Source organism: Amycolatopsis sp. A133, from assembly GCF_031082405.1.
Lineage (GTDB): Bacteria > Actinomycetota > Actinomycetes > Mycobacteriales > Pseudonocardiaceae > Amycolatopsis.
In genome coordinates this window covers 376,882-402,558 of sequence record NZ_JAVHJU010000025.1, presented here as the reverse complement: position 1 = coordinate 402,558, position 25,677 = coordinate 376,882, and the positions used below count along the sequence as shown (strand labels likewise).

At 71.1% G+C, this 25,677-nt stretch carries 22 protein-coding genes; 14 read left to right on the top strand and 8 right to left on the bottom strand.

Features of this window, described 5'->3' with window-relative positions; genetic code table 11:
* Positions 1-164 precede the first annotated feature (164 nt).
* The 5 genes from Q5425_RS20710 to Q5425_RS20690 all read left to right on the top strand — a co-directional run bounded on the left by Q5425_RS20710 (position 165) and on the right by Q5425_RS20690 (position 8,143).
* Positions 165-2,147: an alpha-1,4-glucan--maltose-1-phosphate maltosyltransferase gene (locus Q5425_RS20710; RefSeq protein WP_308673886.1), complete on the top strand. Its 1,983-nt coding sequence runs from the start codon at positions 165-167 to the stop codon at positions 2,145-2,147.
* A gap of 38 nt (positions 2,148-2,185) precedes the next feature.
* Positions 2,186-3,994, top strand: a complete 1,809-nt coding sequence (treS, locus tag Q5425_RS20705) for a maltose alpha-D-glucosyltransferase (RefSeq protein WP_308673885.1) — start codon at positions 2,186-2,188, stop codon at positions 3,992-3,994.
* Positions 3,995-3,999: 5 nt separating this feature from the next.
* The gene (locus Q5425_RS20700) at positions 4,000-5,379 is read left to right on the top strand and encodes a maltokinase N-terminal cap-like domain-containing protein (protein WP_308673884.1); all 1,380 of its coding nucleotides are present in this window, start codon (positions 4,000-4,002) and stop codon (positions 5,377-5,379) included.
* A complete protein-coding gene (gene glgB, locus Q5425_RS20695; protein WP_308673883.1) occupies positions 5,376-7,583 on the top strand; it encodes a 1,4-alpha-glucan branching protein GlgB in 2,208 nt (735 codons plus the stop codon). The genes Q5425_RS20700 and glgB overlap by 4 nt, the downstream gene beginning before the upstream one ends.
* Positions 7,584-7,750: 167 nt before the next feature.
* Complete coding sequence (locus tag Q5425_RS20690; protein WP_308673882.1) at positions 7,751-8,143, top strand: hypothetical protein; 393 nt, start codon at positions 7,751-7,753, stop codon at positions 8,141-8,143.
* A 134-nt stretch (positions 8,144-8,277) separates the two neighbouring features.
* On the opposite strand, the gene Q5425_RS20685 is transcribed toward Q5425_RS20690, so the two are convergent.
* The gene (locus Q5425_RS20685) at positions 8,278-9,678 is read right to left on the bottom strand and encodes an RNA polymerase sigma factor (protein WP_308673881.1); all 1,401 of its coding nucleotides are present in this window, start codon (positions 9,676-9,678) and stop codon (positions 8,278-8,280) included.
* Between the two features lie 172 nt (positions 9,679-9,850).
* Complete coding sequence (gene ppgK, locus Q5425_RS20680; protein WP_396135202.1) at positions 9,851-10,618, bottom strand: polyphosphate--glucose phosphotransferase; 768 nt, start codon at positions 10,616-10,618, stop codon at positions 9,851-9,853.
* A 64-nt stretch (positions 10,619-10,682) separates the two neighbouring features.
* Between ppgK and Q5425_RS20675 the strand changes: the two genes are divergently transcribed.
* Positions 10,683-11,501 (top strand): inositol monophosphatase family protein, encoded by an 819-nt coding sequence (locus Q5425_RS20675; RefSeq protein ID WP_308673880.1) that lies wholly within the window; start codon positions 10,683-10,685, stop codon positions 11,499-11,501.
* Positions 11,502-11,598: 97 nt separating this feature from the next.
* Here Q5425_RS20675 and cei read toward each other — a convergent pair whose 3' ends face one another.
* Positions 11,599-12,282 carry an envelope integrity protein Cei gene (gene cei, locus Q5425_RS20670; protein ID WP_308673879.1) on the bottom strand — a complete coding sequence of 228 codons (684 nt, stop codon included), beginning with the start codon at positions 12,280-12,282 and terminating at the stop codon, positions 11,599-11,601.
* Between the two features lie 479 nt (positions 12,283-12,761).
* Between cei and Q5425_RS20665 the strand changes: the two genes are divergently transcribed.
* Positions 12,762-13,070 (top strand): DUF4193 domain-containing protein, encoded by a 309-nt coding sequence (locus Q5425_RS20665; RefSeq protein WP_257922628.1) that lies wholly within the window; start codon positions 12,762-12,764, stop codon positions 13,068-13,070.
* Positions 13,071-13,201: 131 nt separating this feature from the next.
* Here the strand turns inward: Q5425_RS20665 and Q5425_RS20660 are convergent, their stop codons facing one another.
* Complete coding sequence (locus tag Q5425_RS20660) at positions 13,202-13,684, bottom strand: DUF3093 domain-containing protein (protein ID WP_308673878.1); 483 nt, start codon at positions 13,682-13,684, stop codon at positions 13,202-13,204.
* 24 nt (positions 13,685-13,708) lie between these two features.
* Between Q5425_RS20660 and dut the strand changes: the two genes are divergently transcribed.
* Positions 13,709-14,212, top strand: coding sequence for a dUTP diphosphatase (gene dut / locus Q5425_RS20655; protein ID WP_308673877.1), 504 nt, complete (start codon positions 13,709-13,711; stop codon positions 14,210-14,212).
* Positions 14,212-14,874, top strand: coding sequence for a DUF3710 domain-containing protein (locus tag Q5425_RS20650; protein ID WP_308673876.1), 663 nt, complete (start codon positions 14,212-14,214; stop codon positions 14,872-14,874). Before dut ends, Q5425_RS20650 begins: the two co-directional genes overlap by 1 nt.
* Positions 14,875-14,923: 49 nt before the next feature.
* Here Q5425_RS20650 and Q5425_RS20645 read toward each other — a convergent pair whose 3' ends face one another.
* Positions 14,924-15,619 (bottom strand): alpha/beta hydrolase, encoded by a 696-nt coding sequence (locus tag Q5425_RS20645; RefSeq protein WP_308673974.1) that lies wholly within the window; start codon positions 15,617-15,619, stop codon positions 14,924-14,926.
* A gap of 139 nt (positions 15,620-15,758) precedes the next feature.
* Here Q5425_RS20645 and Q5425_RS20640 point away from each other — a divergent pair, with 139 nt between their 5' ends.
* Complete coding sequence (locus Q5425_RS20640) at positions 15,759-16,139, top strand: OB-fold nucleic acid binding domain-containing protein (RefSeq protein ID WP_003074944.1); 381 nt, start codon at positions 15,759-15,761, stop codon at positions 16,137-16,139.
* 9 nt (positions 16,140-16,148) lie between these two features.
* On the top strand, positions 16,149-16,868 hold the full coding sequence (locus Q5425_RS20635) for a DUF3159 domain-containing protein (protein ID WP_308673875.1): 720 nt from the start codon (positions 16,149-16,151) through the stop codon (positions 16,866-16,868).
* A 508-nt stretch (positions 16,869-17,376) separates the two neighbouring features.
* Here the strand turns inward: Q5425_RS20635 and Q5425_RS20630 are convergent.
* On the bottom strand, positions 17,377-18,033 hold the full coding sequence (locus Q5425_RS20630; RefSeq protein ID WP_308673874.1) for a TrkA family potassium uptake protein: 657 nt from the start codon (positions 18,031-18,033) through the stop codon (positions 17,377-17,379).
* Positions 18,030-18,695: a potassium channel family protein gene (locus Q5425_RS20625; protein ID WP_396135199.1), complete on the bottom strand. Its 666-nt coding sequence runs from the start codon at positions 18,693-18,695 to the stop codon at positions 18,030-18,032. Before Q5425_RS20625 ends, Q5425_RS20630 begins: the two co-directional genes overlap by 4 nt.
* Before the next feature lie 91 nt (positions 18,696-18,786).
* On the opposite strand from Q5425_RS20625, the gene Q5425_RS20620 reads away from it, so the two are divergent.
* Together Q5425_RS20620 and Q5425_RS20615 are read left to right on the top strand one after the other, a co-directional pair.
* Positions 18,787-20,820, top strand: coding sequence for an APC family permease (locus Q5425_RS20620; RefSeq protein ID WP_308673873.1), 2,034 nt, complete (start codon positions 18,787-18,789; stop codon positions 20,818-20,820).
* Positions 20,817-22,004, top strand: a complete 1,188-nt coding sequence (locus Q5425_RS20615; RefSeq protein ID WP_308673872.1) for a TRAM domain-containing protein — start codon at positions 20,817-20,819, stop codon at positions 22,002-22,004. Before Q5425_RS20620 ends, Q5425_RS20615 begins: the two co-directional genes overlap by 4 nt.
* A 59-nt stretch (positions 22,005-22,063) precedes the next feature.
* Here Q5425_RS20615 and Q5425_RS20610 read toward each other — a convergent pair whose 3' ends face one another.
* On the bottom strand, positions 22,064-23,533 hold the full coding sequence (locus tag Q5425_RS20610) for an aldehyde dehydrogenase family protein (RefSeq protein WP_308673871.1): 1,470 nt from the start codon (positions 23,531-23,533) through the stop codon (positions 22,064-22,066).
* A gap of 174 nt (positions 23,534-23,707) precedes the next feature.
* Between Q5425_RS20610 and dxs the strand changes: the two genes are divergently transcribed.
* Positions 23,708-25,615, top strand: coding sequence for a 1-deoxy-D-xylulose-5-phosphate synthase (gene dxs, locus Q5425_RS20605; RefSeq protein WP_308673870.1), 1,908 nt, complete (start codon positions 23,708-23,710; stop codon positions 25,613-25,615).
* The last annotated feature ends 62 nt before the right edge of the window (positions 25,616-25,677 follow it).

The window sequence follows — 25,677 nt, the reverse complement described above, 5'->3', positions numbered from 1 at the left end:
CGGTCGTAACCTGGCGGACACGTGGGTGGAACTCGTTGCGCGGGAAGCGTTTCACCTGATCCGTTTTGGGTACAGGGATAGAGAACCCTGCCTCGTGGGCGCTTGATCGAGTCAGGCAGACTGTCGCCGTCTGCGTCCAACCGACATATCGAAGGGCGTTGCCCATGACCGGCCGGCTCGGCATCGACGACGTCTCCCCCAGCGTGGGCTGTGGCCGCTATCCGGCCAAAGCCGTTGTGGGCGAACACATCCCGGTCTTCGCGACCGTCTGGCGCGAAGGGCACGACGCCGTCGCGGCGACCGTGGCGTGGCGTGGTCCGGACGACCGGCTGACCCGCCAGACGCGGATGGTGCCGCGCGGTCCCGACCACCCGGACGAATTCGCCGCGGTGATCGCCCCCGACACCACCGGGATGTGGACGTTCCGGATCGACGCGTGGGGCGACCCGTGGGCGACGTGGGAGCACGCCGTCGAGGTGAAGGTCGCCGCCGGGCAGGGTCCCGAAGACCTCGCGAACGACCTCGAGAACGGCGCCCGGCTGATCGAGCGCGTCTCCCGCCGCCCCGACCGCCGGGGCGAGAAGGCGCTGCTGATCGGCGCGGTGAAGGCGCTGCGCGACGAGGAGCGCAGCCTCGCCGAGCGCGTCGGGCCCGCCCTCTCGCCCGAGGTCCGCCAGGTCATGCACGAGTTCCCGGTGCGGGAGCTGATCACCAAGGGCAAGCCGCAGAAGGTGTGGGTCGACCGCCGCCGCGCCGCGTTCGGCTCCTGGTACGAGCTGTTCCCCCGCTCCACCGGCGGCCTCGACGCCGGAGGCAAGCCGGTGCACGGCACCTTCTCCACCGCCGCGGACGCCCTCGACCGGGTCGCAAAAATGGGCTTCGACGTCGTCTACCTCCCGCCGATTCACCCGATCGGCCGAGTGAACCGCAAGGGCCCGAACAACACGCTCGACGCCAAGCCGGAAGACGTCGGCTCGCCGTGGGCGATCGGCGCCGACGAGGGCGGGCACGACGCCATCCACCCGGACCTCGGCACCTTCGACGACTTCGACGCCTTCGTCGCGAGGGCCGGCGAGCTCGGCATGGAGGTGGCGCTCGACTTCGCGCTGCAGGCCGCGCCCGACCACCCGTGGGTGCTCAAGCACCCCGAGTTCTTCACGACCCGCCCGGACGGCTCGATCGCGTACGCGGAGAACCCGCCGAAGAAGTACCAGGACATCTACCCGATCAACTTCGACAACGACCCCAAGGCCGTCTACGAAGAGATGCTGCGGGTCATCACCGTCTGGATCGACCACGGGGTGAAGATCTTCCGGGTCGACAACCCGCACACCAAGCCGCCGGACTTCTGGGCCTGGCTGATCCAGTCGGTGAAGGACGCCCATCCCGACGTGCTGTTCCTGGCCGAGGCGTTCACCCGCCCGGCGCGCCTGTGGGGCCTGGCCCGGCTCGGCTTCACCCAGAGCTACACCTACTTCACGTGGCGGACCGGCAAGCAGGAGCTGATCGACTTCGCCATCGACCTGCGGGAACACTGGACCGAGGGCCGGCCGAACCTGTTCGTCAACACCCCGGACATCCTCCACGAGTCGCTGCAGCGCGGCGGCCCCGGCATGTTCGCGCTGCGGGCCGCGCTCGCGGCGACGATCTCGCCGACGTGGGGCGTCTACTCGGGGTACGAGCTGTTCGAGCACGTCGCGGTCCGCGAGGGCAGCGAGGAGTACCTCGACTCCGAGAAGTACCAGCTGCGCCCGCGCGACTTCGAGCGCGCGCTCGACGAAGGCCGCTCGCTGGAGCCGTGGATCGCGAAGCTGAACGCCGTCCGCCGCGCCCACCCGGCGCTGCAGCAGATGCGCACCCTGCACTTCCACCACGTCGAGAACGACGCGCTGCTGGCCTACTCCAAACAGGACCCGGCCACCGGCGACACCGTGGTCACGGTCGTCACCCTCGACCCGTACGGGACCCAAGAGGGCACGTTGTGGCTCGACACCGCGGCGCTCGGGTTCGAAGCGCACGAACGGCTGATCGCGCACGACGAGGTCACCGGCGACACCTGGGACTGGGGGCCGGCGAACTACGTCCGGCTCGAACCCTGGCGGGCGGTGGCGCACGTGGTCTCGGTGAGACGCCGGCTGGCCGGCTGAGGTGGAAGGACAGGGACTCGAGGGACGAGGTGGAACACATGGCGGATGAAGCCCGGCCCGACGCCGCGTTGGGGCTGGACGGTGTGCCGCACACCGGTGAGGCGATGACCGCCGACGGCATGCTGGTGGAACCGCAGGCCGGGGACTTCCGGTCGGCGCAGCAGGCGCCGAGCAACCCGGAGTGGTTCAAGGGCGCGGTGTTCTACGAAGTGCTGGTGCGCGCGTTCGCCGACTCCAACGGCGACGGCACCGGCGACCTGCGCGGCCTGGCCGGCCGGCTGGACTACCTGGCCTGGCTCGGCATCGACTGCCTGTGGCTGCCGCCGTTCTACGCCTCGCCGCTGCGCGACGGCGGGTACGACATCAGCGACTTCCGCGCGGTGCTGCCGGAGTTCGGCAGCGTCGAGGACTTCGTCTTCCTGCTCAACGAGGCGCACCGCCGCGGCATCCGCGTGATCACCGACCTCGTGCTCAACCACACCTCGGACGCCCACCCCTGGTTCCAGCAGTCCCGCAGCGACCCCGACGGCCCGTACGGCGACTACTACGTGTGGAGCGACGACGACTCCCGCTACGCCGACGCGCGGATCATCTTCGTCGACACCGAGACGTCGAACTGGACCTACGACCCGGTGCGCGGCCAGTTCTACTGGCACCGGTTCTTCTCCCACCAGCCCGACCTGAACTTCGAGAACGTCGACGTCCAGAACGCGATGATCGACACCCTGCGGTTCTGGCTGGACCTGGGCATCGACGGGTTCCGCCTCGACGCCGTGCCGTACCTGTTCGAGCAGGAGGGCACCAACTGCGAGAACCTGCCGCGCACGCACGAGTTCCTCAAGCGCTGCCGCAAGGTCGTCGACGACGAATACCCGGGCCGGATCCTGCTCGCCGAGGCCAACCAGTGGCCTTCGGACGTCGTCGAGTACTTCGGCGACCCGGAGGTCGGCGGCGACGAGTGCCACATGGCGTTCCACTTCCCGCTGATGCCGCGGATCTTCATGGCCGTGCGGCGCGAGTCGCGGTTCCCGATCTCGGAGATCCTCACCCAGACCCCGACCATCCCCAGCGGGGCCCAGTGGGGCATCTTCCTGCGCAACCACGACGAGCTGACCCTCGAGATGGTCACCGACGAAGAGCGCGACTACATGTACGCGGAGTACGCCAAGGACCCGCGCATGAAGGCCAACATCGGCATCCGCCGGAGGCTGGCGCCGCTGCTGGACAACGACCGCAACCAGCAGGAGCTGTTCACCGCGATGCTCCTGTCCCTCCCCGGTTCGCCCGTTCTGTACTACGGTGACGAGATCGGCATGGGAGACAACATCTGGCTCGGCGACCGCGACGCGGTGCGCACCCCCATGCAGTGGACCCCGGACCGCAACGCCGGGTTCTCCTCCTGCGACCCCGGCCGGATCTACCTGCCGGTGATCATGGACCCGGTGTACGGCTACCAGGGCCTGAACGTCGAGGCGCAGTCGAACAACGCTTCTTCGCTGCTCAACTGGACCCGCCGGATGATCGAGGTGCGCAAGCAGCACCACGCGTTCGCCGAGGGCGAATTCGTCGACCTCGGCGGGTCCAACCCGAGCGTGCTGGCCTACAAGCGCCAGTGGCGGCGCCCGGACGGCGGCGAAGACGTCGTGCTCTGCGTGAACAACCTCTCCCGGTTCCCGCAGCCGGTGGAGCTGGATCTGTCCGCGCACCGCGGGTGCACGCCGGTGGAGCTCACCGGCGGCGTGCGGTTCCCCAGTATCGGGGACCTCTCGTACCTGCTGACGCTGCCCGGGCACGGCTTCTACTGGTTCCAGCTGACGAGCCCGGGAGACGAAGGCGAAGCGAGGTGAGTCCCTTGTCCGACCCGCGCGAGCTGGTCGACGATCTGACCGAGGACCTGAAGTGCTGGCTGCCGGAGCAGCGCTGGTTCGCCGGCAAGGACCGGGCGGTGACCGGCGTCCGGACGCTCGGCGTGACCGAGCTGATGTCCGGCGATCCACAGCTGCTGCACGTCGTCGTCGAGGTCGCCCAGGACGACCGGCGCGAGCCCTACCAGCTGCTGGTGGGGCGGCGGACGCACCCGCCGGAGATCGCGTCGGCCAGCTGGATCGGGGCCGTCGGCGACCTCAACGCGTACGAGGCGTCCGGCGACCTGGACGTCACCGGTGTGCTGCTGGACCTGATGGCCCGCGAGGAGCGGGTCGGTCCGCTGGTCTTCGAGCACGAGCCCGGCGTGACGCTGGACACCGGGCTGCGGGCCCGGCCGATCACGTCGGAGCAGAGCAACACGTCCCTGGTCTACGGCGGCCAGTACATCCTCAAGCTGTTCCGGAAGCTGACGCCGGGCAAGAACAAGGACCTGCTGCTGCACCGCGCGCTGCAGGGCGTCGGCAGCAAGCACATCGCGCCGGTGCTCGGGTCGATCACCGGTGACCTGAACGGCGAGCCGACCACCGTCGGCATGCTCCAGCAGTTCCTGTCGGACGCGGTCGACGGCTGGGCGATGGCCACCACCAGCGTCCGCGACCTGATGGCCGCACCCGAACTGCATCCCGACGAGGTCGGCGGCGACTTCGCCGGCGAGGCCGAGCGGCTCGGGCGCGCCGTCGCGGAGGTGCACGCGGACCTCGCCGAGGCACTCGGCACCGAACCCGCCGACGCCGACGAGCTGGGGCGCTCGACGGACGCGATGCTCGACCGGCTCGACACGATGGCCGGCCGGGTACCCGAGCTGGCCCCGCACGCCCCGCAGCTGCGGGCGGCGTTCGAGAAGCTGCGCGCGCTGCCCGCCGGCTCGGTGACCATGCAGTACATCCACGGCGACCTGCACCTGGGCCAGGTGCTGCGGACGGTCGGCGGCTGGCTGCTGATCGACTTCGAGGGCGAGCCCGCGGCCCCGGTCGAGGAGCGCCACGCGCTCCGGTCGCCGTTGCGCGACGTCGCGGGCATGCTGAGGTCGTTCGACTACGCGGCCCAGCAGATGCTGGTCGGCCAGCCGGACGAACCGGCGCTGGCCGAGCGCGCCCACGAGTGGTCGGACCGCAACCGGGCGGCGTTCTGCGAGGGCTACGCCGCGATCGCGGCCGACCCGCGCGATCAGGGCGAGCTGCTGCGCGCCTTCGAACTGGACAAGGCGGTCTACGAGGTGGGCTACGAGCACGCGAACCGGCCCGACTGGCTGGGCGTGCCGCTCGCCTCGATCGCCCGGATCACTAGCGGAGGGACGACACCGTGAACGCGGCTCCCGAAGGCCTCCCGGCCGCGGCCCCGCCGGCCGCGGACATCGACCGGCTGCTCGCCGGCTCTCACCACGACCCGCACTCGGTGCTGGGCGTGCACGCGGTGGGCAAGGGCTTCGCGGCCCGGGCGCTGCTGCCCGGCGCGAAAGCCGTCACGCTGTGCGCGGGCGGGCAGAAGTACCCGATGGAGCCGGTCATCGACGCGCTGTTCGCCGTCGCCGTGCCCGAGCACCCCGGCGACTACCGCCTGGAAGTCGAGTACGACGGGCACACCGCGACCTCCGACGACCCGTACCGCTGGCTGCCCACGGTGGGCGAGCTGGACCGGCACCTGATCGGCGAGGGCAGGCACGAGCGGCTCTGGGAGGCGCTCGGCGCGCACGTCCGGTCGTACGAGACGTCGAACGGGGTCGTCGAGGGGACGTCGTTCGCGGTCTGGGCGCCGAACGCCCGCGGCATCCGCGTGATCGGCGACTTCAACGGCTGGGACGGGCGCGGGCACCCGATGCGCTCGCTCGGCTCGTCCGGCGTCTGGGAGCTGTTCGTGCCCGGCGTCGGTGTGGGCACCTGCTACAAGTTCCGGATCCTCGGCGCCGACGGCAACTGGCAGGAGAAGGCCGACCCGATGGCGTTCGCCACGGAGCACCCGCCCGCGACGGCGTCGGTCGTCACCAGTTCCGCGTACCTGTGGGAAGACGACGAGTGGGTCGCTCAGCGCGAAGCCACGCAGTGGGCCGCGGCCCCGATGAGCGTCTACGAGGTCCACCTCGGCTCGTGGCGGCCCGGTCTCGACTACCGGGAACTGGCCGACCAGCTGGGCGACTACGTCGTCGAAACCGGTTTCACGCACGTCGAGCTGCTGCCGGTTTCGGAGCACCCGTTCGGCGGCTCGTGGGGCTACCAGGTGACGTCGTACTACGCGCCGACGTCCCGCTTCGGTTCGCCGGACGACTTCCGCTACTTCGTCGACCGCTTGCACCAGCGGGGGATCGGCGTGCTCGTCGACTGGGTGCCCGCGCACTTCCCGCGTGATGCCTGGGCGCTGGCGAAGTTCGACGGGACCGCGCTGTACGAGCACGCGGACCCGCGCCGCGGCGAGCAGCCCGACTGGGGCACGCTCGTGTTCGACTTCGGCCGCAACGAGGTCCGCAACTTCCTGGTCGCCAACGCGCTGTTCTGGATCGAGGAGTTCCACCTCGACGGGCTGCGCGTCGACGCGGTGGCGTCGATGCTCTACCTCGACTACTCCCGCAAGGAAGGGGAGTGGCTGCCCAACCAGTACGGCGGCCGCGAGAACCTGGACGCGGTGCGGTTCCTGCAGGAGCTGAACGCGACCGTCTACAAGCGACACCCGGGGATCGTGATGGTGGCCGAGGAGTCGACGGCGTGGCCGGGCGTCACGCGCCCGACCCACCTCGGCGGCCTCGGGTTCGGCTTCAAGTGGAACATGGGCTGGATGCACGACACGCTCCGGTACTTCTCGCACGAGCCGATCCACCGCGCGTACCACCACAACGAGATGACGTTCTCGCTCGTGTACGCGTGGAGCGAGAACTTCGTCCTGCCGCTGTCGCACGACGAAGTGGTGCACGGCAAGGGATCCCTGTGGGGCCGGATGCCGGGCGACGCCTGGAACAAGGCGGCCGGGCTGCGGTCGCTGCTGGCGTTCATGTGGGCGCACCCCGGCAAGCAGCTGCTGTTCATGGGCGGCGAGTTCGGCCAGCCGGGGGAGTGGTCGGAGTCGAAGTCGCTGGACTGGCACCTGATGGACGATCCGCTGCACCTCGGGGTGTGGGAGCTGCTGCGGTCGCTGAACACGGTCTACCGGTCGTCGCCGGCGTTGTACAGCCAGGACACCTCCCCGGACGGCTTCCGCTGGATCGACGCGAACGACTCCAGCGGCAACGTGCTGAGCTTCCTCCGCATCGGCGTCGACGGCTCGCGGCTGGCCTGCGTGGCCAACTTCGCGGGCGTCCCGCACCACGACTACCGCGTCGGCCTCCCGGCGGCGGGCCGCTGGCGCGAAGTCGTCAACACCGACGCCGAGGCGTACGGCGGTTCCGGAGTCGGGAACATGGGCGTGGTGGAGGCCATCGAGGAGCCGTGGCACGGCCAGCCGGCCTCCGCAGTCCTCCAGCTCCCCCCGGCCGGAGTCCTCTGGCTGGCAGAAGAAACCCCACCGGACCCGGACCTCACGTGATCTGAGGGGCATCACGCGTGTCCCGAGGGGCATCACGCGTGATTGGGCGGGCATCAAGCGAGATGCCCCTCCAGTCACGCGAGATGCCCCTCCAATCACGGGTGATGCCCCTCTGATCACGGGAAAAGTCCTCGGCCGGGTGGGTGTCGGGGGCTTACCATCGGGGGATGGACGGCGCCGGTGGCGTCCTTGCGAACCTGATCCTCTTCGCCGTGGTGTGCCTCGCCCCCACGGTGCTGTTCTGGTGCGCGCTGCACGTCCCCAAGCTGGTCGGCTGGATCCGGGAGAAACGCGCGGAGCCGCAACCGGAGGGGCCGCCGATCGAACGCGTCGCCGCGGACCTGCGCCGCGTCCACCGGCTGCTGGCCGGCTACCCGTCCGGGACGCCGGCCGCGCGGCGGTTCGGCACCCGGCAGGCGTACGACGAGCTCCTCACCCAGGCCTGCCGCCAGGTCGGCGTGCCGCACCGGCTCGGGGAGCTGCCGGAGGGCATGGACCGCGAGATCGAACGCCTGCGCGTCGAGCAGTCGCTTCGGGAGCGCGGGCTGGCCGTGCCGTGAGCTGCCCGGGCCGTGTACGCGCGCGAGGCCCCGCCTCAGGGAGCAGGTGATCTTGACCCCAAGATCCCGGAAACGGAGAACCCCGCCACCACTTTCGCCGTGGTGGCGGGGTTCTCGTTGTCCCGTAAGGGAAATCAGTCCAGGTAGTCCCGCAGGACCTGGGACCGCGACGGGTGGCGCAGCTTCGACATCGTCTTCGACTCGATCTGCCGGATGCGCTCCCGGGTCACCCCGTACACCTGGCCGATCTCGTCGAGCGTGCGCGGCTGGCCGTCCGTGAGGCCGAAGCGCAGCCGGACCACGCCCGCCTCGCGCTCGGACAGCGTCTGCAGCACCGACTGGAGCTGGTCCTGCAGCAGCGTGAACGACACCGCGTCGACCGCGACGACCGCTTCGGAGTCTTCGATGAAGTCGCCGAGCTGGCTGTCGCCCTCGTCGCCGATCGTCTGGTCCAGCGAGATCGGCTCGCGGGCGTACTGCTGGATCTCCAGGACCTTCTCCGGGGAGATGTCCATTTCCTTCGCGAGCTCTTCCGGGGTCGGCTCGCGGCCGAGGTCCTGGAGCAGTTCGCGCTGGATGCGGCCCAGCTTGTTGATGACCTCGACCATGTGCACCGGGATGCGGATGGTGCGGGCCTGGTCGGCCATCGCGCGGGTGATCGCCTGGCGGATCCACCACGTGGCGTACGTCGAGAACTTGTAGCCCTTGGTGTAGTCGAACTTCTCCACCGCGCGGATCAGGCCGAGGTTGCCCTCCTGGATGAGGTCCAGGAACGCCATGCCGCGGCCGGTGTAGCGCTTGGCCAGCGACACCACGAGCCGGAGGTTCGCCTCGAGCAGGTGGTTCTTGGCGCGCTCGCCGTCACGCACGATCCACTTGAGATCGCGGCGCATCTGGGTGACGAGCTTCTCGCCCTCCTCCTCGGCGGTGCGCACGCGCTCGGCGGCGTAGAGCCCGGCCTCGATCCGCTTGGCCAGCTCCACCTCCTCCTCCGCGTTCAGCAGCGCGACCTTGCCGATCTGCTTGAGGTAGGCCCGCACGGAGTCGGCGGACGCGGTGAGCTCGGCGTCCTTGCGCGCCTGGCGCAGCGCCTCGGACTCCTCCTCGTCCCAGACGAAGTCCGGGTTGTCGCTCTTGGCCGCGGCCTTGTCGGCCGCCGCCCCGCGACGCCGCTGCGCCGGGGTCTCCTCGTCGGACTCGTCGTCGTCATCGTCGTCGTCGGCCGAGTCGGCGTCCGGCTCGTCGGCCACCGTTTCGTCGACGACGTCGACCTCGACCTCTTCCAGCTCCGACAGGTCGGGCGTGTCGAGTTCGACGTCCTCGAGGTCGGCGGGGCCGTCCGGCTCGCCGTCTTCGGTCTTCGCGCCCTTGGTCGCGGGCTTCTTCGCCGGTGCCTTCTTGGCCGGAGCCTTCTTGGCAGTGGTGGTCTTGCGCGCCGCTGGCTTCGCCGTCCCGGTGGCTGCCTCTTCGGCCGGCTCGCCGGCTGCGGTCGCTGTCTTCGTCCCGCCTCGGGTTGCGGTTCTTGCGGCTGCCACTTACGCCCTTTCGCAGCGGTCGATCATGACGAGCAACGGCCGGGGGCCACTGCTGCCTCACATTCGGGGATCACGCCTCGGCCTGCGGTTTTGCCCTCCGCAGCCGTGGGCCGTGTTCCATTGTAACGACGGTACGCGCATGCGGTGCGAAGCGATCACCCTCAGCGCCGAATCAGTGCTGGATGCCCTCGGCCGCGGCGGCCGCGGCGCCGACGATCCCGGCGTTGTTCTGCAGGCTCGCCACCAGCACCGGAGTGCGGATGTCCAGCAGCGGCACCCATTTTTCGGCCTTCTTGCTGACCCCGCCGCCGACGATGAACAAGTCGGGCCAGATGAGGTTCTCCAGCACGGTCAGATAACGGTGCACGCGCTTGGCCCATTCGGGGTAGGAGAGCCCCTCGTTGTCCTTCACCGAGGCGGCCGCGCGCTTCTCCGCGTCGTGGCCGTCGATCTCCAGGTGGCCGAACTCGGTGTTGGGGACGAGCTTGCCGTCCTGGAAGACCGCGCTGCCGATGCCGGTGCCGAAGGTGAGCAGCGCGGTCACGCCCTTGCGCGCGATCGGGTCGCCGAAGCGGATCTCCGCCATGCCCGCCGCGTCGGCGTCGTTGAGCATCGCGATCTGGTCGACGCCCCGGCCGAGCCGCTTGGCGAACAGCGCGTCCGCGTCGGTGCCGATCCACTGCTTGTCGATGTTCGCCGCGGTGTGCGCGACGCCCTTCTTGACGACCGCGGGGAGCGTCACGCCGACCGGGCCGTCCCAGGCCGCCTGCGTCACGATGTCGTGCACGACGTCCGCCACCGCCGACGGGGTGGACGGCTTCGGCGTTTCGATCCGGATCCGGTCGCCGATCAGCTGTCCGGAGTCCAGGTCGACCAAGGCGCCCTTGATCCCGCTGCCGCCGATGTCGATGCCGAAACCTCGGCGGGTCGCCTCCACCACGGACGTGGTCCCTTCTCGCACGATTCAGAAGCCTGCCTCGGAGACTTTAACCGGATGTGGTGACATGTCGGACGTGGGAGTTGACGAGTCGTTGCTGAAAAGCGTCGCGGTGCAGGTCGCGACGGAAGCCGCCGCCCTGGTCCGCGAGGCCTGGGCAGGCATGGCGGACGGCCGCGCGGTCGCCGTGGGCACCAAGTCCGGGGCCACCGATGTGGTGACCGCGGTGGACCACGAGTCGGAACGCCTGGTGCGCGACCGGCTGGCCGCACTGCGGCCGGGAGAGCCGGTGCTGGGTGAGGAAGGCGGCGGCGCGGCCGGCGACGGTGTGACGTGGGTGGTCGACCCGATCGACGGGACGGTCAACTTCCTCTACGGGCTGCCGTGGTTCGCGGTGTCGATCGCCGCGCAGGTCGGCGGCGTGTCGGTAGCCGGCGCGGTCGTGGAGCCGGCGAGCGGCCGAGTGTGGTCGGCGGCCCGCGGGCAGGGCGCGTTCCTGGACGGCCGCCGGCTGGCGGTGTCGGCGCCGCCGAGCCTGGAAGTGACGCTGGTCGGAACCGGTTTTGCGTACTCGCCGGAGCGGCGGGTGCGTCAGTCGCGCTTCGCGGCGGAGCTGCTGGGCCGGGTCCGGGACATCCGCCGCAACGGGGCGGCGTCGCTGGACCTGTGCGCGGTGGCGGCGGGCTGGCTGGACGCGTACGTGGAGCACGGGCTCAACCGCTGGGACTGGGCGGCGGGAGCGCTGATCGCGGCCGAGGCGGGCGCGGAGGTGGCGCTCCCGGGCGCGGCGGCGGATCTGGGCGCGGACGCGACGTACGCGGCGGCCCCGTCGATCGCGGACCCGCTGCGGAAGGCACTGGCGGACTGCGGCGCGGCAGAGGTCTGAGCCTGTCCCGCTGACCGGGATGGCCGGCTCTCCGGGTACGCCGATCGATCCGTCCGGGTGAGTTCGACCTTCGGCGATCAGGACTTACGGGGCGGGGTCAGCACTCGACGTCGCGGGCCGAGGCCAGCAGCGTCTGGTCGACGACCGGGGCCTTCGCGCCCGCGGACTGCTCGTTCGTGCCGCCGCCCTGGTGGGTCTTGGACCAGTCGGCGAGCTGGGTGACGATCTGGCGGGCCTCGGCGCGGGGCCGGAGGTCACCGAACAGGGTGCCCGTCACCACGTCGACGCTCGCGTCCTTGCGGTTGTCCTGGACCAGCTCGGCGCAGGGGACGACGAGGCTGAGCGTCCGGGCCGCGGTGCTGCCGTTCTCGCCGAAGCGGATCTGGCCGCGGCACTTGGCTTCGCGGTTCTCGTAGGCCGGGTCGTTGGCCGGTTCCGCGGCGCTGGTGAACCCGAGTTCCTTCAGGGCGGTCGTGGTGATGCCGCCCTGGCCGCGGCTGCCCGAGGCGTTGAGGACCCGGTAGGCGACCTTGTCCGGCGGGACGGGGCTGCGGTCGTCGAGCGCGCTGTGGGGGAGGGTGCTGAACGTGACACCCGGTGGCGGGCTCGGGGGCGGGTCGCACTTGACCGCCTCGTCGACGTCGCCCTTGCCGATCGCCGCATTCACCCAGACGATGATCGCGCCGAGGGCGAGCACGCCGATGACGATCAGCGCCGGCAGCGGCTTGTGCTTGCGATACGGCCGAGCCCTACGGTCCCCGATGCCGTTCCCCGACGCCACCTGCCCGTCCCTTCCCGAACACGAAACCGACCGTGCGTACCGGGCACCGTCGAGGCCGATCAGCCTAGGCGTTGCGGCCCGCGCGGGTGGTCCCGGGTCACCCCGCCGAAACATCCGATCCCCGTGCAGCGATCGCACCACGGCGGGGTCGGCGGGGGCAAGCGGACGCGGGTCGCGCGTGAAGTTCTCCACCCGGGCGCAACCCGAACGGACGACAACGCGTCTTACCTGCGGGTTCCCCCTGTCGGGTGACGATTGCCCGGCAATGTCTGACTCGTTGCAGAACCCGGACAGCGGTGAGCTACCCTTCCCGGGCTCCGGCCGCAGGAAGAGGCGCAAAAAGAAGAGACCTCGGTCACTTCGGCCGTCGGGCACAAACGAGGGCCCTGGAACGTTGACCAGCGGCACGGCGGACTCGCGGGCGCATCCGCGAATCCGGGAAAACGACTACACAAGCTGATCGCAGGGGTGAGGGACACATGGCTACCGACTACGACGCTCCGCGCCGCAGCGAAGCCGACGAGCTGGCCGAAGACTCGTTGGAGGAGCTCAAGGCCCGGCGCAACGAGAACCAGTCCGGCGTCGTCGACGTCGACGAGGACGCGACCGCCGAGAACTTCGAGCTGCCGGGTGCCGACCTTTCCGGGCTTTCCGGTGAGGACATGACCGTGAAGGTGGTGCCGAAGCAGGCGGACGAGTTCACCTGCTCCGTGTGCTTCCTGGTGCACCACCGCAGCCGGCTGGCCGAGGACAGCGGCGGACGCCTGATCTGCCGCGACTGCGCCTGACCGCGCAGAGGGGTTCTCGGAACAGGGGACGAACAGACGCGACGGAGAGCCTCGAGGACCGAGGGGGAGGCTCGAAGCGCGCTGGGGACAAGGGGGCCGGCCGGCAGGCCGGCCCCCTTCCACGTCCGGGGTCAGGCGCCTTTCAGCAGCTCGGCGACGCGCTCGGGGTGCCGGGTGCTGAACAGCCAGTACGGCGTCGGGTCGGCCGCGTCGGTGAGGCGGACCTTCACGACCGGGCCGACCCAGCCGCGGTGCAGCACGTACGCGGCGGGATCGCCGTCGCGCCCGAGGGCCTTGCGCTTGGCGTCCTTGTCGAAGATCTCCACCTCGCCCGCGTAGCGCAGCGGCAGGTGCGCGTCGCCGACCCACAGCTCCGGCTCGGCACCCCCGGTGATCCGGACCTTCGACCGGCCCAGCGACAGCAGCAGCGCCACGACGACCGGCAACGCGATCACGTACGGCAGCCACGCCCGGATCCCCGGGTACCCGAGGTCGATCTCCGCCGCGAGCAGCACCGCGCCCAGCACCGGCAGCGGCCAGCCCCACCACGGGACGTACAGCCGTTCGGAGTGCCGGACCGCGGCGTTCGCGGCCGTCTTCGCTGATTCACCCACGGGTAGAGAGTAATCTCGCCGCCCGTGTCCAGCGTTCAGGTACTCCTCTCCCGGCTCGATCCGGATGTCCCGCTGCCCGCCTACGCCCGACCGGGCGACGCGGGCGCCGATCTCGTCACCACCTCGGATATCGTGCTCGGGCCCGGGGAACGCGGTGTCGTCGGCACCGGCGTCGCGATCGCGCTCCCGCCCGGGTACGCGGGGTTCGTCCACCCGCGGTCCGGCCTGGCCGCCCGGGTCGGCCTCTCGGTGGTGAACACCCCGGGCACGATCGACGCCGGCTACCGCGGGGAGATCAAGATCTGCCTGATCAACCACGACCCGGTGCACCCGGTGGAGCTGACGCGCGGCGACCGCATCGCCCAGCTGGTCGTGCAGCGGGTCGAGCACGCGGAGTTCGTCGAGGTCGACCGGCTCGACGCGACCGAGCGGGGCGACGGAGGCTACGGCTCCACGGGTGGACACGCCACACTGGGAGCACCGGCGCTCGCCGCGAGCGCCGCCACGGGGGAAGGAACGGAGAAGTAGTGGGGATTTTCGGACGCAAGCGGCGGACCGAGGGCGGGTCCGCGGGACGGCACGCCGCGCCCGAGGCCGACGACACGATCGGGGACGAGGCGTACGACGAGGAAGCGGAGCTTTCGGACGTTTCCGACGGCCCGTACGACGTGGCCGACTTCGACGACGACGGCATCCCGCGGATCGACCTCGGCTCGGTGAAGGTGCCGGTGCCCGACGGTTCCCAGGTCCAGGTCGAGATGGACCCGGAGGCCGGGGGCGTGCGCGCCGTGCACGTCGTCACCGAGCAGGGCCAGATCACGGTCAGCGCGTACGCCGCGCCGCGCTCGGGCGGGCTGTGGGGGGAGGTCAGCGCCGAGCTGGCCGACCAGCTGCGGGCCGACGGCGCCAAGGTCACCATCGGCCGCGGCGTGTGGGGCCTGGAGATCTCGGCCATCATCGGCGACGTCGCCCTGCGCTTCGTCGGCGTCGACCGGCCCCGCTGGATGTTGCGCGGCGTCATCGCCGGGCCCCAGTCGGAGGCCGCCGGAGCCGTCGAGGTGCTGCGCGACATCGTGCGGCGGACCATCGTCGACCGCGGCGACGCCCCCATGCCGGTCCGGACCCCGCTGACCATCACGCTGCCCGAGGCGGTCGCCGAGCACATCGCGGCCCAGCAGCAGCAGGGCTGAAGCCCGTTCGGAGGCCGCCACCGGACGCCCGGTGGCGGCCTCCGGCTTTTCAGGACCGCAGCTTTCCGGGACGCAGCGTCTTCAGGAACGCCAGGACGGTCGCCCGGCCGAGGGACTCGCGGTCCGCGCCCAGCGCCGTGAGCGTCGTCTCGCCGAGGGCGGCGCGGGGGAGTGCGCTCGCCCACGCCGATGCGACTTTCGTCGGGTGCACCGGGTCGTCGGTGCACGTGCCGATGCCGGCCGGGACGTCCAGCGCCGCCAGCTCGCCGAGGGTGGGGGCGGGACGGCCCGCCGCGACGCGCAGGCTGCCGGCCAGCCCGGCGCCGTGCCGCCGCCACGCCCGGTCCAGTTCCGCCCGCAGCCAGCCCGGGCTGCCTTCGGTCTGGGCCAGTGCGGCACCGACCCCGGAACCGGCCACCAGATCCGCCGTCAGCGTCGCGGCCTGCGAAGCGGGTGCCGGGCCCGGGACGCCGTTCCAGGCCGGGAGCGCGGCCAGCAGGCCCCCGCAACGGGCCGCATTGCGCACCGCCCACTCCGCGGCGAGGTGGGCGCCGAACGAGATGCCGCCCACGAGCAGGGCGCCGTGTTCGTCCGCGAGCGCGTCGAGCGTGGCCAGGTAGCCGTCGGCGAGCGCCGCGCCCGGGGGCGGCGGTGGCGCGACGAGCGGGACACCGAGGGCGCGCAGCGGCCCGGCGAAGACGGCCCGGACGAACACCTCGTCCGAGCCGGTACCGGGCAGCAGCACCGCGGCGGGAACTCTGATTGCGGACGTCACGTTGCAATCCTTGCGCAAAGGCGTTTCCCTGGCGGGGACCGCAGCTACGCTGGAATCGCACGGGCCGCACGCACCACGTCGGGGGCGGCCCCGGAGCACAGGAGCACCTATGTCCGCCAAAGACGGCGGCTACTTCAGCCGGTTGGTTCGCAAGCTGACCAGCGACGTCGAGGATCTCGACGCCGACGAGATGTCGATGAGGTCGGGCGCCGAGGGCGCGCAGCGGGCTTGTGACTGCCGCTCGGGCGAAGAGGTCACCGTGATGGGACGGCTCCGCAGCGTCGAGCTCTGCCCGACCAACGAGGCCGCCACGCTGGAGGCCGAGCTGTTCGACGGAACACAGGGCGTGACGCTAATCTGGCTCGGCCGCCGCCGGATCCCGGGCATCGAGCCTGGCCGGACGATCAAGGTGCGCGGCCGGATGGCCGAGCGTGACGGCCAGAAGGTGCTGTACAACCCCTATTACGAGCTCCAGAGCCCAGTGAGTTGATCACCCATCGTGACTGAACCCGCCCCGAGCGAGAAGAAGACCGACGCGGACGAGCCGCAGCCCACTCTGCTCGAGCAGATGGGCGGCGTGTCCGGCCTGATCTACTCGTCGGTGCCGGTGATCGTCTTCGTGCTGGCGAACGCGATCTTCGGGCTGACCGCGGCCATCTGGACGTCGATCGGCAGCGCCGTGGCCATCACCGTGCTGCGGCTGGTCCGCAAGGAGCCCCTGCAGCCGGCGATCTCGGGGTTCTTCGGCGTCGCGATCGCGGCGTTCATCGCCTACCGCACGGGGTCGGCGAAGGGGTTCTTCCTGTTCGGGATCTACGCGAGCCTGATCTACTGCGGCATCTTCGTGCTGTCGGTGGTGGTGCGCCGGCCGATCGCGGGCGTGGTCTGGAACATGCTCAACGGAACCGGCCAGGCCTGGCGCAAGGACAAGCCGTCCCGCTACGGCTACGACGTCGCCACCCTGGCCATGGCGGCGATCTTCGCGGCCCGGTTCGTCGTGCAGCGGTGGCTCTACCAGGAGGACTACACCGGCTGGCTGGCCTTCGCGAAGATCGCGATGGGCTACCCGCTGTACGCACTGGGCCTGCTGGTGGTCGTATGGGCGGTCCGGCGCTCGGACAAGCGCCTGAAGGCACTGGCCGAAGCCGAGCCCGCCCCGGAGACCGACGCGGAGGTCGAGGCTCGCCTGCGCGAGAAGTACGCAGCTCCCGAAGCCTGACCCGCGCGGGGGCGCCCCCCGTTTTCGACTCTACCGGCAGGCACCGACAGTTTCGCCGCGTCCGCGGCCGATCTCGCGTGATGCCCCCCTGATCACGCGAGATGCCTCCCCAGTCACGCGAGATGCCCGCCCAATCACGCGAGTCGCGCGCTCAATCACGCGAGTCGCGCGCTCAATCAAGCGAGATACGGGTCCAATCACGCGAGATACGTGCTCAGTCACGCGAGATACGGGTTCAATCACGCGAGTTCCGGCCCGGATCACGCCGAGCGGCGTGGCGGAAGAGGCATCACTCGTGATTCCAGGGGCATCACGCGTGACTGCAGGGGCATGACTCGTGATTCGAGGGGCATCAGCCGGGCCCCGAAGCCAGGGCCGCGCGGGGCGCCCCCCGGTTTCCACACTACCGGCTGCCACCGACAGTTTCGGTGACCGAGGCAACGCCGCAACCCCTCCGAAGCCACGAGAAAGGCCCCCTGCAAACTCGCAGGGGGCCTTTCCGTCGGTCTCAGTACCCGAGCGCCGTCCGGATCTCAGGCTCGACGTCCGCGGTCGCCACGAACAGCAGCTCGTCGCCCGGCTCCAGGGGGTCCTCCGGTTGGGGCACGATCACCCGGTCCCCGCGCAGGATGGTCACCAGGGCGGCGTCCCGGGGGATCATCAGGTCGCTCACCGGCTTGCCCGCCAGGGGCGTCTCCGCCGGCAGGGTCAGCTCGACGAGGTTCGCGTTGCTCTGGCGGAACGTCATCAGGCGCACCAGGTCGCCGACGCTGACCGCCTCCTCGACCATCGCCGCGAGCATCCGGGGGGTCGACACCGCCACGTCGACGCCCCACGCGTCGGTGAACAGCCACTCGTTGGCCGGGTTGTTCACCCGGGCCACCACGCGCCGCACCGCGAACTCCGTCTTGGCCAGCAGCGACACCACCAGGTTGGCCTTGTCGTCGCCGGTCGCGGCGATCACCACGTCGCACTGCTCGATCCCGGACTCCTCCAGGATCGACACCTCGCAGGCGTCGCCGAGCACCCAGTCGGCCTGCTCGACGGCGTGCGGCTCGAACTGGTCGGCCTCGCGCTCGATGAGCATCACCTGGTGCCTGCCGTCGATCAGCTCGGCGGCGATGGAGCGGCCGACCGCCCCGGCGCCGGCAATCGCGACCCTCATGCCTCGTCCTCCGGTTCGCGGTTGGCCACACTCGTCACGTCGGTGATGGTGCCGGAGCGCGCGGCCACCCACACGACGTCGTCGGCCTGCAGCACGGTCTTGACGTCCGGCAGCACGGCGGTGCCCATCCGCATGATGAACGCCACCCGCGCGCCGCTCGCCTGCTGCAGGGACTTCACCGAGTGCCCGACCCAGCCCTCGTGCAGCGGCAGCTGCAGCAGCGCGACGTTGCCCGACGGGTCGCGCCACGCCGACGCGACGCCGTCCGGCAGGAGCGACCGCAGGAACCGGTCCGTCGTCCACGGCACGGTCGCCACCGTCGGGATGCCCAGCCGCTCGTACACGGCCGCGCGCTTGTGGTCGTAGATCCGCGCGACGACGTGCTCGATGCCGAAGTTCTCCCGGGCGACCCGGGCCGAAATGATGTTCGAATTGTCTCCGCTGGACACCGCGGCGAACGCGCCGGCCCGCTCGATGCCCGCTTCGATCAGCACCTTGCGGTCGAACCCGACGCCGACGACCTGCTGGCCGTGGAAGTCGCTGCCGAGCCGGCGGAACGCCTGCTGGTTCTTGTCGATGACGGCCACCTCGTGGCCGAGCCGCTCCAGCGCAGCGGCCAGGGACGCGCCGACCCGGCCGCACCCCATGATCACCACGTGCACGCCCTGCCTCCTCCTCGGCGGTTACCCGTCCGTACCTACCCGACATGCCAGCGCCGAACCTACCCTGCGCGCCGCCCGTTAGGCTTCCGTGGTGTCGAAGTTCCCGACCGTGCTGAAACGCCTGGTCCTCGGACGTCCGTTCCGCAGTGACCGGCTGGCCCACACGCTGCTGCCCAAGCGCATCGCGCTGCCGATCTTCGCGTCCGACGCGCTCTCGAGCGTGGCGTACGCGCCGGAGGAAATCTTCCTGACCTTGAGCGTGGCGGGCCTGTCCGCCTACGCGCTGGCGCCGTGGATCGGCATCATGGTCGCCCTCGTCATGCTGGTCGTCGTCGCGTCCTACCGGCAGAACGTGCACGCCTACCCGAGCGGCGGCGGCGACTACGAGGTCGCCAACACCAACCTGGGCGGGAAGTTCGGGCTGACCGTGGCGAGCGCGCTGCTCGTCGACTACGTGCTGACCGTCGCAGTGTCCACTTCGTCCGGTGTGGCCAACATCGGGTCCGCGGTGCCGTGGGTGGCGCAGCACAAGGTGCTGGCCTCGATCGTCATCGTCGTCGTGCTGACGTCGCTGAACCTGCGCGGCATCCGCGAGTCGGGCAAGGCCTTCGCGATCCCGACGTACGGGTTCATCGCCGGCATTCTGGTCATGGTCGTGTGGGGCCTGGTCCAGGCGGCCACCGGCACCGAGATGAAGGCCGAGAGCGCCGGGTTCACGCTGAACGCCGAGGGGACCTTCGCCGGCGTGGCCTACGCGTTCCTGGTGCTGCGGGCGTTCTCCTCCGGCGCGGCGGCGCTGACCGGGGTCGAGGCGATCAGCAACGGCGTCCCGGCGTTCCAGAAGCCCAAGTCGAAGAACGCGGCGACGACGCTGCTGATGATGGGCGTGCTCGCGGTCACCATGCTGGTCGGCATCATCACCCTCGCCACGATCACCGACGTCAAGTTCGCCGAGGACCCGGCCACGCAGCTCGCCGGCGCGCCCGCCGGCTACGAGCAGAAGACGATCGTCGCGCAGATCGCGCACGCGGTGTTCGCCGACTTCCCGCCGGCCTTCTACTACATCTCCTTCTCCACCGGCATCATCCTGCTGCTGGCCGCGAACACCGCGTTCAACGGCTTCCCGGTGCTGGGCTCGATCCTCGCGCAGGACCGCTACCTGCCGCGGCAGCTGCACACCCGCGGCGACCGGCTCGCGTTCTCCAACGGGATTCTGTTCCTGTCGGCGTTCGCGCTGGTCCTGATCATCGCCTTCGACGCCGAGGTCACCCGGCTCATCCAGCTGTACATCGTGGGCGTGTTCGTGTCGTTCACGGTGAGCCAGGCCGGCATGATCCGGCACTGGAACCGGTTGCTGGCCCGGGAAACCGACCCGGCCGCGCGGCGGCGGATGCGGCGCTCGCAGACGGTCAACGCCATCGGCCTCACCATGACCGCGACCGTCCTGGTGATCGTGCTGATCACCAAGTTCCTGCTCGGCGCGTGGATCGCGATCGCCGCGATGGTGGCCATCTTCGCGTTGATGACGGCGATCCGGCGGCACTACGACCGCGTCGCCGACGAGCTGAAGGACCTCGGCGACACCCCGACCGTGCTGCCTTCGCGCAACCACGCCATCGTCCTGGTGTCCAAACTGCACCGTCCGACGCTGCGCGCGCTGGCCTACGCCAAGGCGATGCGCCCGGACGTCCTCGAGGCCGTGACGGTCAACGTGGACGATGCGGACACGCGCCGGCTCACCGCCGAGTGGGACGCGCACAACTTCAAGGTGCCGCTGAAGGTCGTCGAGTCGCCCTACCGCGAGATCACGAAACCGGTCCTCGACTACGTGAAGCGCGTGCGCGGCGACAACCCGCGCAACGTGGTCACCGTGTTCATCCCGGAGTACGTGGTCGGGCACTGGTGGGAGCAGGTGCTGCACAACCAGAGCGCGCTGCGGCTCAAGGGCCGCCTGCTGTTCCAGTCCGGCGTCATCGTGGCGAGCGTGCCGTGGCAGCTGGAGTCGTCGGCCAAGGCGGCCGCGCGCGTCCGCAACGAACGGCCCGCGGCCGGCGACGTCCGCCGCGGCTTCTCGCCCAACGGCAAGCCGGTCACGGCGCCGAAGCCCAAGGAGCCCGCAGAATGACCAGCTGGCTGGGCCGGGTCCTCGAGGTGGAGGTCGGCGCGGTGGCGCACGGCGGCCACTGCGTGGCCCGCGCCGAAGGACGGGTCGTGTTCGTCCGGCACGCGCTGCCGGGCGAGCGCGTCCGCGTCCAGGTGACCGAGGACAACGGCGGGTCGTTCTGCCGCGGCGACGCGGTCGAGGTGCTCTCGGCCTCGGAGTTCCGGGTCGAGCCGCCGTGCCCGCTCGCGGTGCCCGGCGGCTGCGGCGGCTGCGACTGGCAGCACGCCGACCCGGGCTACCAGCGCTCGCTGAAGGCGGCGGTGGTCGCGGAGCAGCTGCAGCGGCTGGCCGGCATCGAGCGGGACGTCGTCGTGGAAGCCCTCGAGGGCGGGCCGCTGGACTGGCGCAGCCGCGTCCGGCTGGTCGCCGACGGGGAAGGACGTGCGGGGCTGCGGGCCCACCACAGCCACCGGGTGGTGGCCCTGGACGACTGCCCGATCGCGGTGCCCGGCGAGCTCGACGACGTCCTGGCGCGGCGCTGGCGGCCGGGCAGCGAGCTGGAGGTCACCCAGGACGGCGACGGCGGCGTCCACGTGCGGGAGCTGTCGACGGTGCGCGGCAAGGTGCGGGCGCGGCAGCTGAGCGGCGGGATCGCGGTCCAGCACGCGGCGGGCCGCGACTGGCGCCTGGACGCGCACGGTTTCTGGCAGGTCCACCCGGCGGCGGCGTCGACGCTGGCCGCGGTCGTGGCGGAGTGGGCGGAAGCGCCGGCGGGCGGGTCGGCCTGGGATCTCTACGCCGGGGTCGGGCTGTTCGCGTCGGTGCTGGCGACCCAGGTCGGCGCGGCGGGCCGGGTGCTGGCGGTGGAGTCCGGCCGGCGCGCGGTCGCCGACGGCGAGCGCAACCTCGCCGACCTGCCGCAGGTTTCGTGGCACGCCGGGCGCGTGGAGCACGTCCTGGCGACGGCGGACAAGCCGGTCGACGTGGTGGTGCTGGACCCGCCCCGCAAGGGCGCGGGCAAGGGGGTCGTGGAGTCGATCGTGGCGGGGGCACCCGACCGGATCGTGTACGTCGCCTGCGACCCGGCGGCGCTGGCCCGCGACGTGGCGACCTTCACCGCCCACGGGTATTCGCTGACGGACCTGCGGGCGTTCGACGCGTTCCCGATGACCCACCACGTGGAGTGCGTGGCGCTGCTGTCCTGAATCGCCGGTGGTGGTTCGGTGGCCCGCGCTGCAGACCGGCGCTCGGGCCGCCGAGCAGCTCAGCCCGCGAACCAGTGCTGCGGCGCCGGCCGCAGGTTCTGGTAGATGTGCTTGACCTCGGTGTACTCCGCCAGCCCCGTCGGACCCAGCTCGCGGCCGAAGCCGGACTGCTTGTAGCCGCCCCACTCCGCCTGGGGCAGGTACGGGTGGAAGTCGTTGATCCACACCGTCCCGTGGCGCAGCCGTCCCGCCACGCGCTGGGCGCGCCCGGCGTCCTGGGTGAACACCGCGCCGGCCAGGCCGTAGTGCGTGTCGTTGGCGATGCGGACCGCGTCGTCCTCGTCGGTGAACGTCTCGACCGTCAGCACCGGGCCGAACGACTCCTCCACCACCGCCGACGAACCCTGTTTCACCTGGTCGAGGATGGTCGGCAGGTAGTAGCAGCCGTCCTGCAGGGCCGGGTCGTCCGGGCGGCGGCCGCCCGTGCGCAGCACCGCGCCCTCGGCCAGCGCGGCCGCCACGTACGCCTCGACCTTCTCCCGGTGCGCCGCCGAGATCAGCGGGCCGGTTTCCGCCTGCGGGTCGAACGGGCCGCCCAGGCGGATCCGCTCGGCGCGGCGGACCAGCTCGTCGACGAACTCGTCGTGCCACTCCCGCTGGACGATCAGCCGCGCACCCGCCGAGCACACCTGGCCCGAATGCAGGAACACCGCCGTCAGCGCGTAGTCGACCGCGGTCTCGAAGTCGGCGTCGGCGAACACCACGTTCGGGTTCTTCCCGCCCAGCTCCAGCGCCACCTTCTTGACCGTGGCCGCGGCCGCCGCGGCGATCACCTTCCCGGTCGCGAGCCCGCCGGTGAACGACACGAGGTCGACGTCCGGGTGCGAAGCCAGCGGCGCGCCGGCCTCCGCGCCCGCGCCGAGCACCAGGTTGCCCACGCCCGGCGGCAGGCCGGCCTCGGTGAGCAGCTTGAGGAACAGGATCGCCGTGTGCGGGGTCAGCTCGCTCGGCTTGAGCACGAACGTGTTGCCCGCGGCCAGCGCCGGTGCGATCTTCCACACGGTCTGCAGCAGCGGGTAGTTCCAGGGCGTGATCAGACCGCAGACGCCGACCGGCTCGTGCACGATCCGGCTGACCGCGTCCGGGTTGCCGGTGTCGACGACGCGTCCGGCGTCCTGCGCCGCGAGCTTGCCGAAGTAGCGCAGGCAGGCGGCGATGTCGGCCATGTCGTAGCGGCTCTCGACCAGGCGCTTGCCGGTGTCGAGCGACTCGGCGCGGGCGAACGCCTCCGCGTCGCGGTCCAGCAGCTCGGCCGCACGCAGCAGCAGGTCACCGCGCTGGTGCGCGGGTGTGCCGGGCCACGGGCCGGTGTCGAACGCCCGGCGCGCCGCCGCGATGGCGGCCCCGGTGTCCTTGGCGGTGCCTTCGGCGACCGTCGCGACCAGCGAGCCGTCGGCCGGGCAGCGGATCTCCCGCCGGCCGCCGTCCACCGCGTCCACCCATTCGCCGCCGATGAAAAAATCCGCCATGCGGCCATTCTCGTGGCCACGCGGCGTGACCGCCACAGCGACGCGGGGAGACGAGGTTCACCCCGCGTGATGACCTGCGGTTGCGCTCCGGCTGTGACGCCCGACGCGGCCTGCGGCCCCGCTCTAGCGGGTCTCCGTAGACTGGCCGGAACCGAGCGAGTGAGGTGGAGACGAGTGACGATGCTGGAGTCCGTGAGCGGACCGGCGGACCTGAAGCGCATGAGTGTCGAGGACCTCGGCGAACTGGCCGCCGAGATCCGGGACTTCCTCGTCGACAAGGTCCGGCGGGCGGGCGGCCACCTGGGGCCGAACCTCGGCGTCGTCGAGCTGACCCTGGCGCTGCACCGCGTGTTCGACTCGCCCCGCGACGCGATCGTGTGGGACGTCGGTCACCAGGCGTACGTGCACAAGCTCGTCACCGGCCGCGCGGCCGGGTTCGACCTGCTCCGCCAGACCGGCGGGCTCACCGGTTACCCGTCGCGCGCGGAGAGTGAACACGACTGGGTGGAGAGCAGCCACGCCTCCTCCGGTCTGTCCTATGTGGACGGTTTGGCGAAGGCGTTCGAGCTGGCCGGCGGCGGGCGGCACGCGATCGCCGTCGTCGGCGACGGCGCGCTCACCGGCGGCATGTGCTGGGAGGCGCTCAACAACATCGCCGCGCACAAGGACCGCCCGGTCGTCATCGTGATCAACGACAACGGCCGCTCGTACTCGCCGACCATCGGCGGCCTGGCCGACCACCTCGCGGCGCTGCGCCTGCAGCCCGGCTACGAGCGGCTCCTCGACGGCGGCCGCGAGATCCTCAAGCACACCCCGGTCGTCGGCAAGCCGATCTACGCCGCGCTGCACGCCGCGAAGGCCGGCCTGAAGGACGCGCTGAGCCCGCAGGCGATGTTCTCCGACCTCGGCCTGAAGTACCTCGGCCCGGTCGACGGCCACGACCAGGTGGCGCTGGAAAAGGCCCTGCACAGCGCGAAGGCGTTCGGCGGCGCGGTGATCGTGCACGTGGTCACCGAGAAGGGCCACGGTTACGCGCCGGCGGTGAACAACGAGCACGACCAGATGCACCAGACCGACCCGATCGACCCGGAGACCGGCCTGCCGCCGGTGAAGGGCCCGAGCTGGACCGGCGTGTTCGGCGACGAGCTGGCGAAGATCGGCGCCGACCGCGAGGACGTCGTCGCCATCACCGCGGCGATGCTGCGTTCCACCGGGCTGGACAAGTTCGCCGAGGCGTTCCCGGACCGCTGGTACGACGTCGGCATCGCCGAGCAGCACGCGGTCACCTCGGCCGCCGGGCTCGCGATGGGCGGGCTGCACCCGGTGGTGGCGATCTACTCGACGTTCCTCAACCGCGCGTTCGACCAGGTGCTGATGGATGTCGCGCTGCACCGCCTGCCGGTGACGCTGGTGCTCGACCGGGCCGGCATCACCGGGCCGGACGGGCCGAGCCACCACGGCATGTGGGACCTCTCGCTGCTCGGCATGGTGCCGGGGATGCGGGTGGCGGCGCCGCGCGACCCGGGGACGCTGCGCGAGGAGCTGCGCGAAGCCGTCGAGGTGTCCGACGGGCCGACCGCGCTGCGGTTCTCGAAGGGCAAGGTCGGCACGGACGTGACGGCGGTGGAGCGGATCGGCACGGTGGACGTGCTGCGGCGCCCGTCCCACGGTGCGGACGTGCTGCTCGTGACGGTGGGCGCGTTCGCGACGCTCGGGCTGGCGGCCGCGGATCGGCTGGCCGATCAGGGCATCGGGGTCACCGTGGTGGACCCGCGCTGGGTGCTGCCGGTGCCGGCCGAGCTGGTGGCGCTGGCGGCGCAGCACAAGCTGGTGGTGACGGTCGAGGACAGCGGGCGGCATGGTGGGTTCGGGTCGGCGTTGGCTGCGTTGTTCCGGGATGCCGAGTGTGATGTGCCGTTGCGGGATCTGGCTGTGCCGCAGTCTTTTCACGATCACGGGAGCCGGGACGAGGTCTTGGGCCGGATCGGGTTGACGGCTCAGGACGTGGCTCGGCGGGTCACCGAGTGGGCTTCCGGGCGGCTGGGTTCTTCGGAGGCTCCGGAGAACGCTGATCGGCGCTGAGTCGCTTTGGCCGCGGTGGGGAAGGGTCACCAAGAGCCGTGCTGCTCGATCTCCGTCACGCG

Bases quoted from the DNA above. Each gene is read 5' to 3' on its own strand.
- Q5425_RS20640 (WP_003074944.1), top strand. From the start codon at position 15,759: ATGTCCGCCAAAGACGGCGGCTACTTCAGCCGGTTGGTTCGCAAGCTG.
- Q5425_RS20610 (WP_308673871.1), bottom strand. From the start codon at position 23,533: ATGGCGGATTTTTTCATCGGCGGCGAATGGGTGGACGCGGTGGACGGC.
- Q5425_RS20630 (WP_308673874.1), bottom strand. From the start codon at position 18,033: ATGAGGGTCGCGATTGCCGGCGCCGGGGCGGTCGGCCGCTCCATCGCC.
- Q5425_RS20675 (WP_308673880.1), top strand. From the start codon at position 10,683: ATGTCGGACGTGGGAGTTGACGAGTCGTTGCTGAAAAGCGTCGCGGTG.
- Q5425_RS20665 (WP_257922628.1), top strand. From the start codon at position 12,762: ATGGCTACCGACTACGACGCTCCGCGCCGCAGCGAAGCCGACGAGCTG.
- Q5425_RS20690 (WP_308673882.1), top strand. From the start codon at position 7,751: ATGGACGGCGCCGGTGGCGTCCTTGCGAACCTGATCCTCTTCGCCGTG.
- Q5425_RS20710 (WP_308673886.1), top strand. From the start codon at position 165: ATGACCGGCCGGCTCGGCATCGACGACGTCTCCCCCAGCGTGGGCTGT.
- Q5425_RS20615 (WP_308673872.1), top strand. From the start codon at position 20,817: ATGACCAGCTGGCTGGGCCGGGTCCTCGAGGTGGAGGTCGGCGCGGTG.
- treS (WP_308673885.1), top strand. From the start codon at position 2,186: ATGGCGGATGAAGCCCGGCCCGACGCCGCGTTGGGGCTGGACGGTGTG.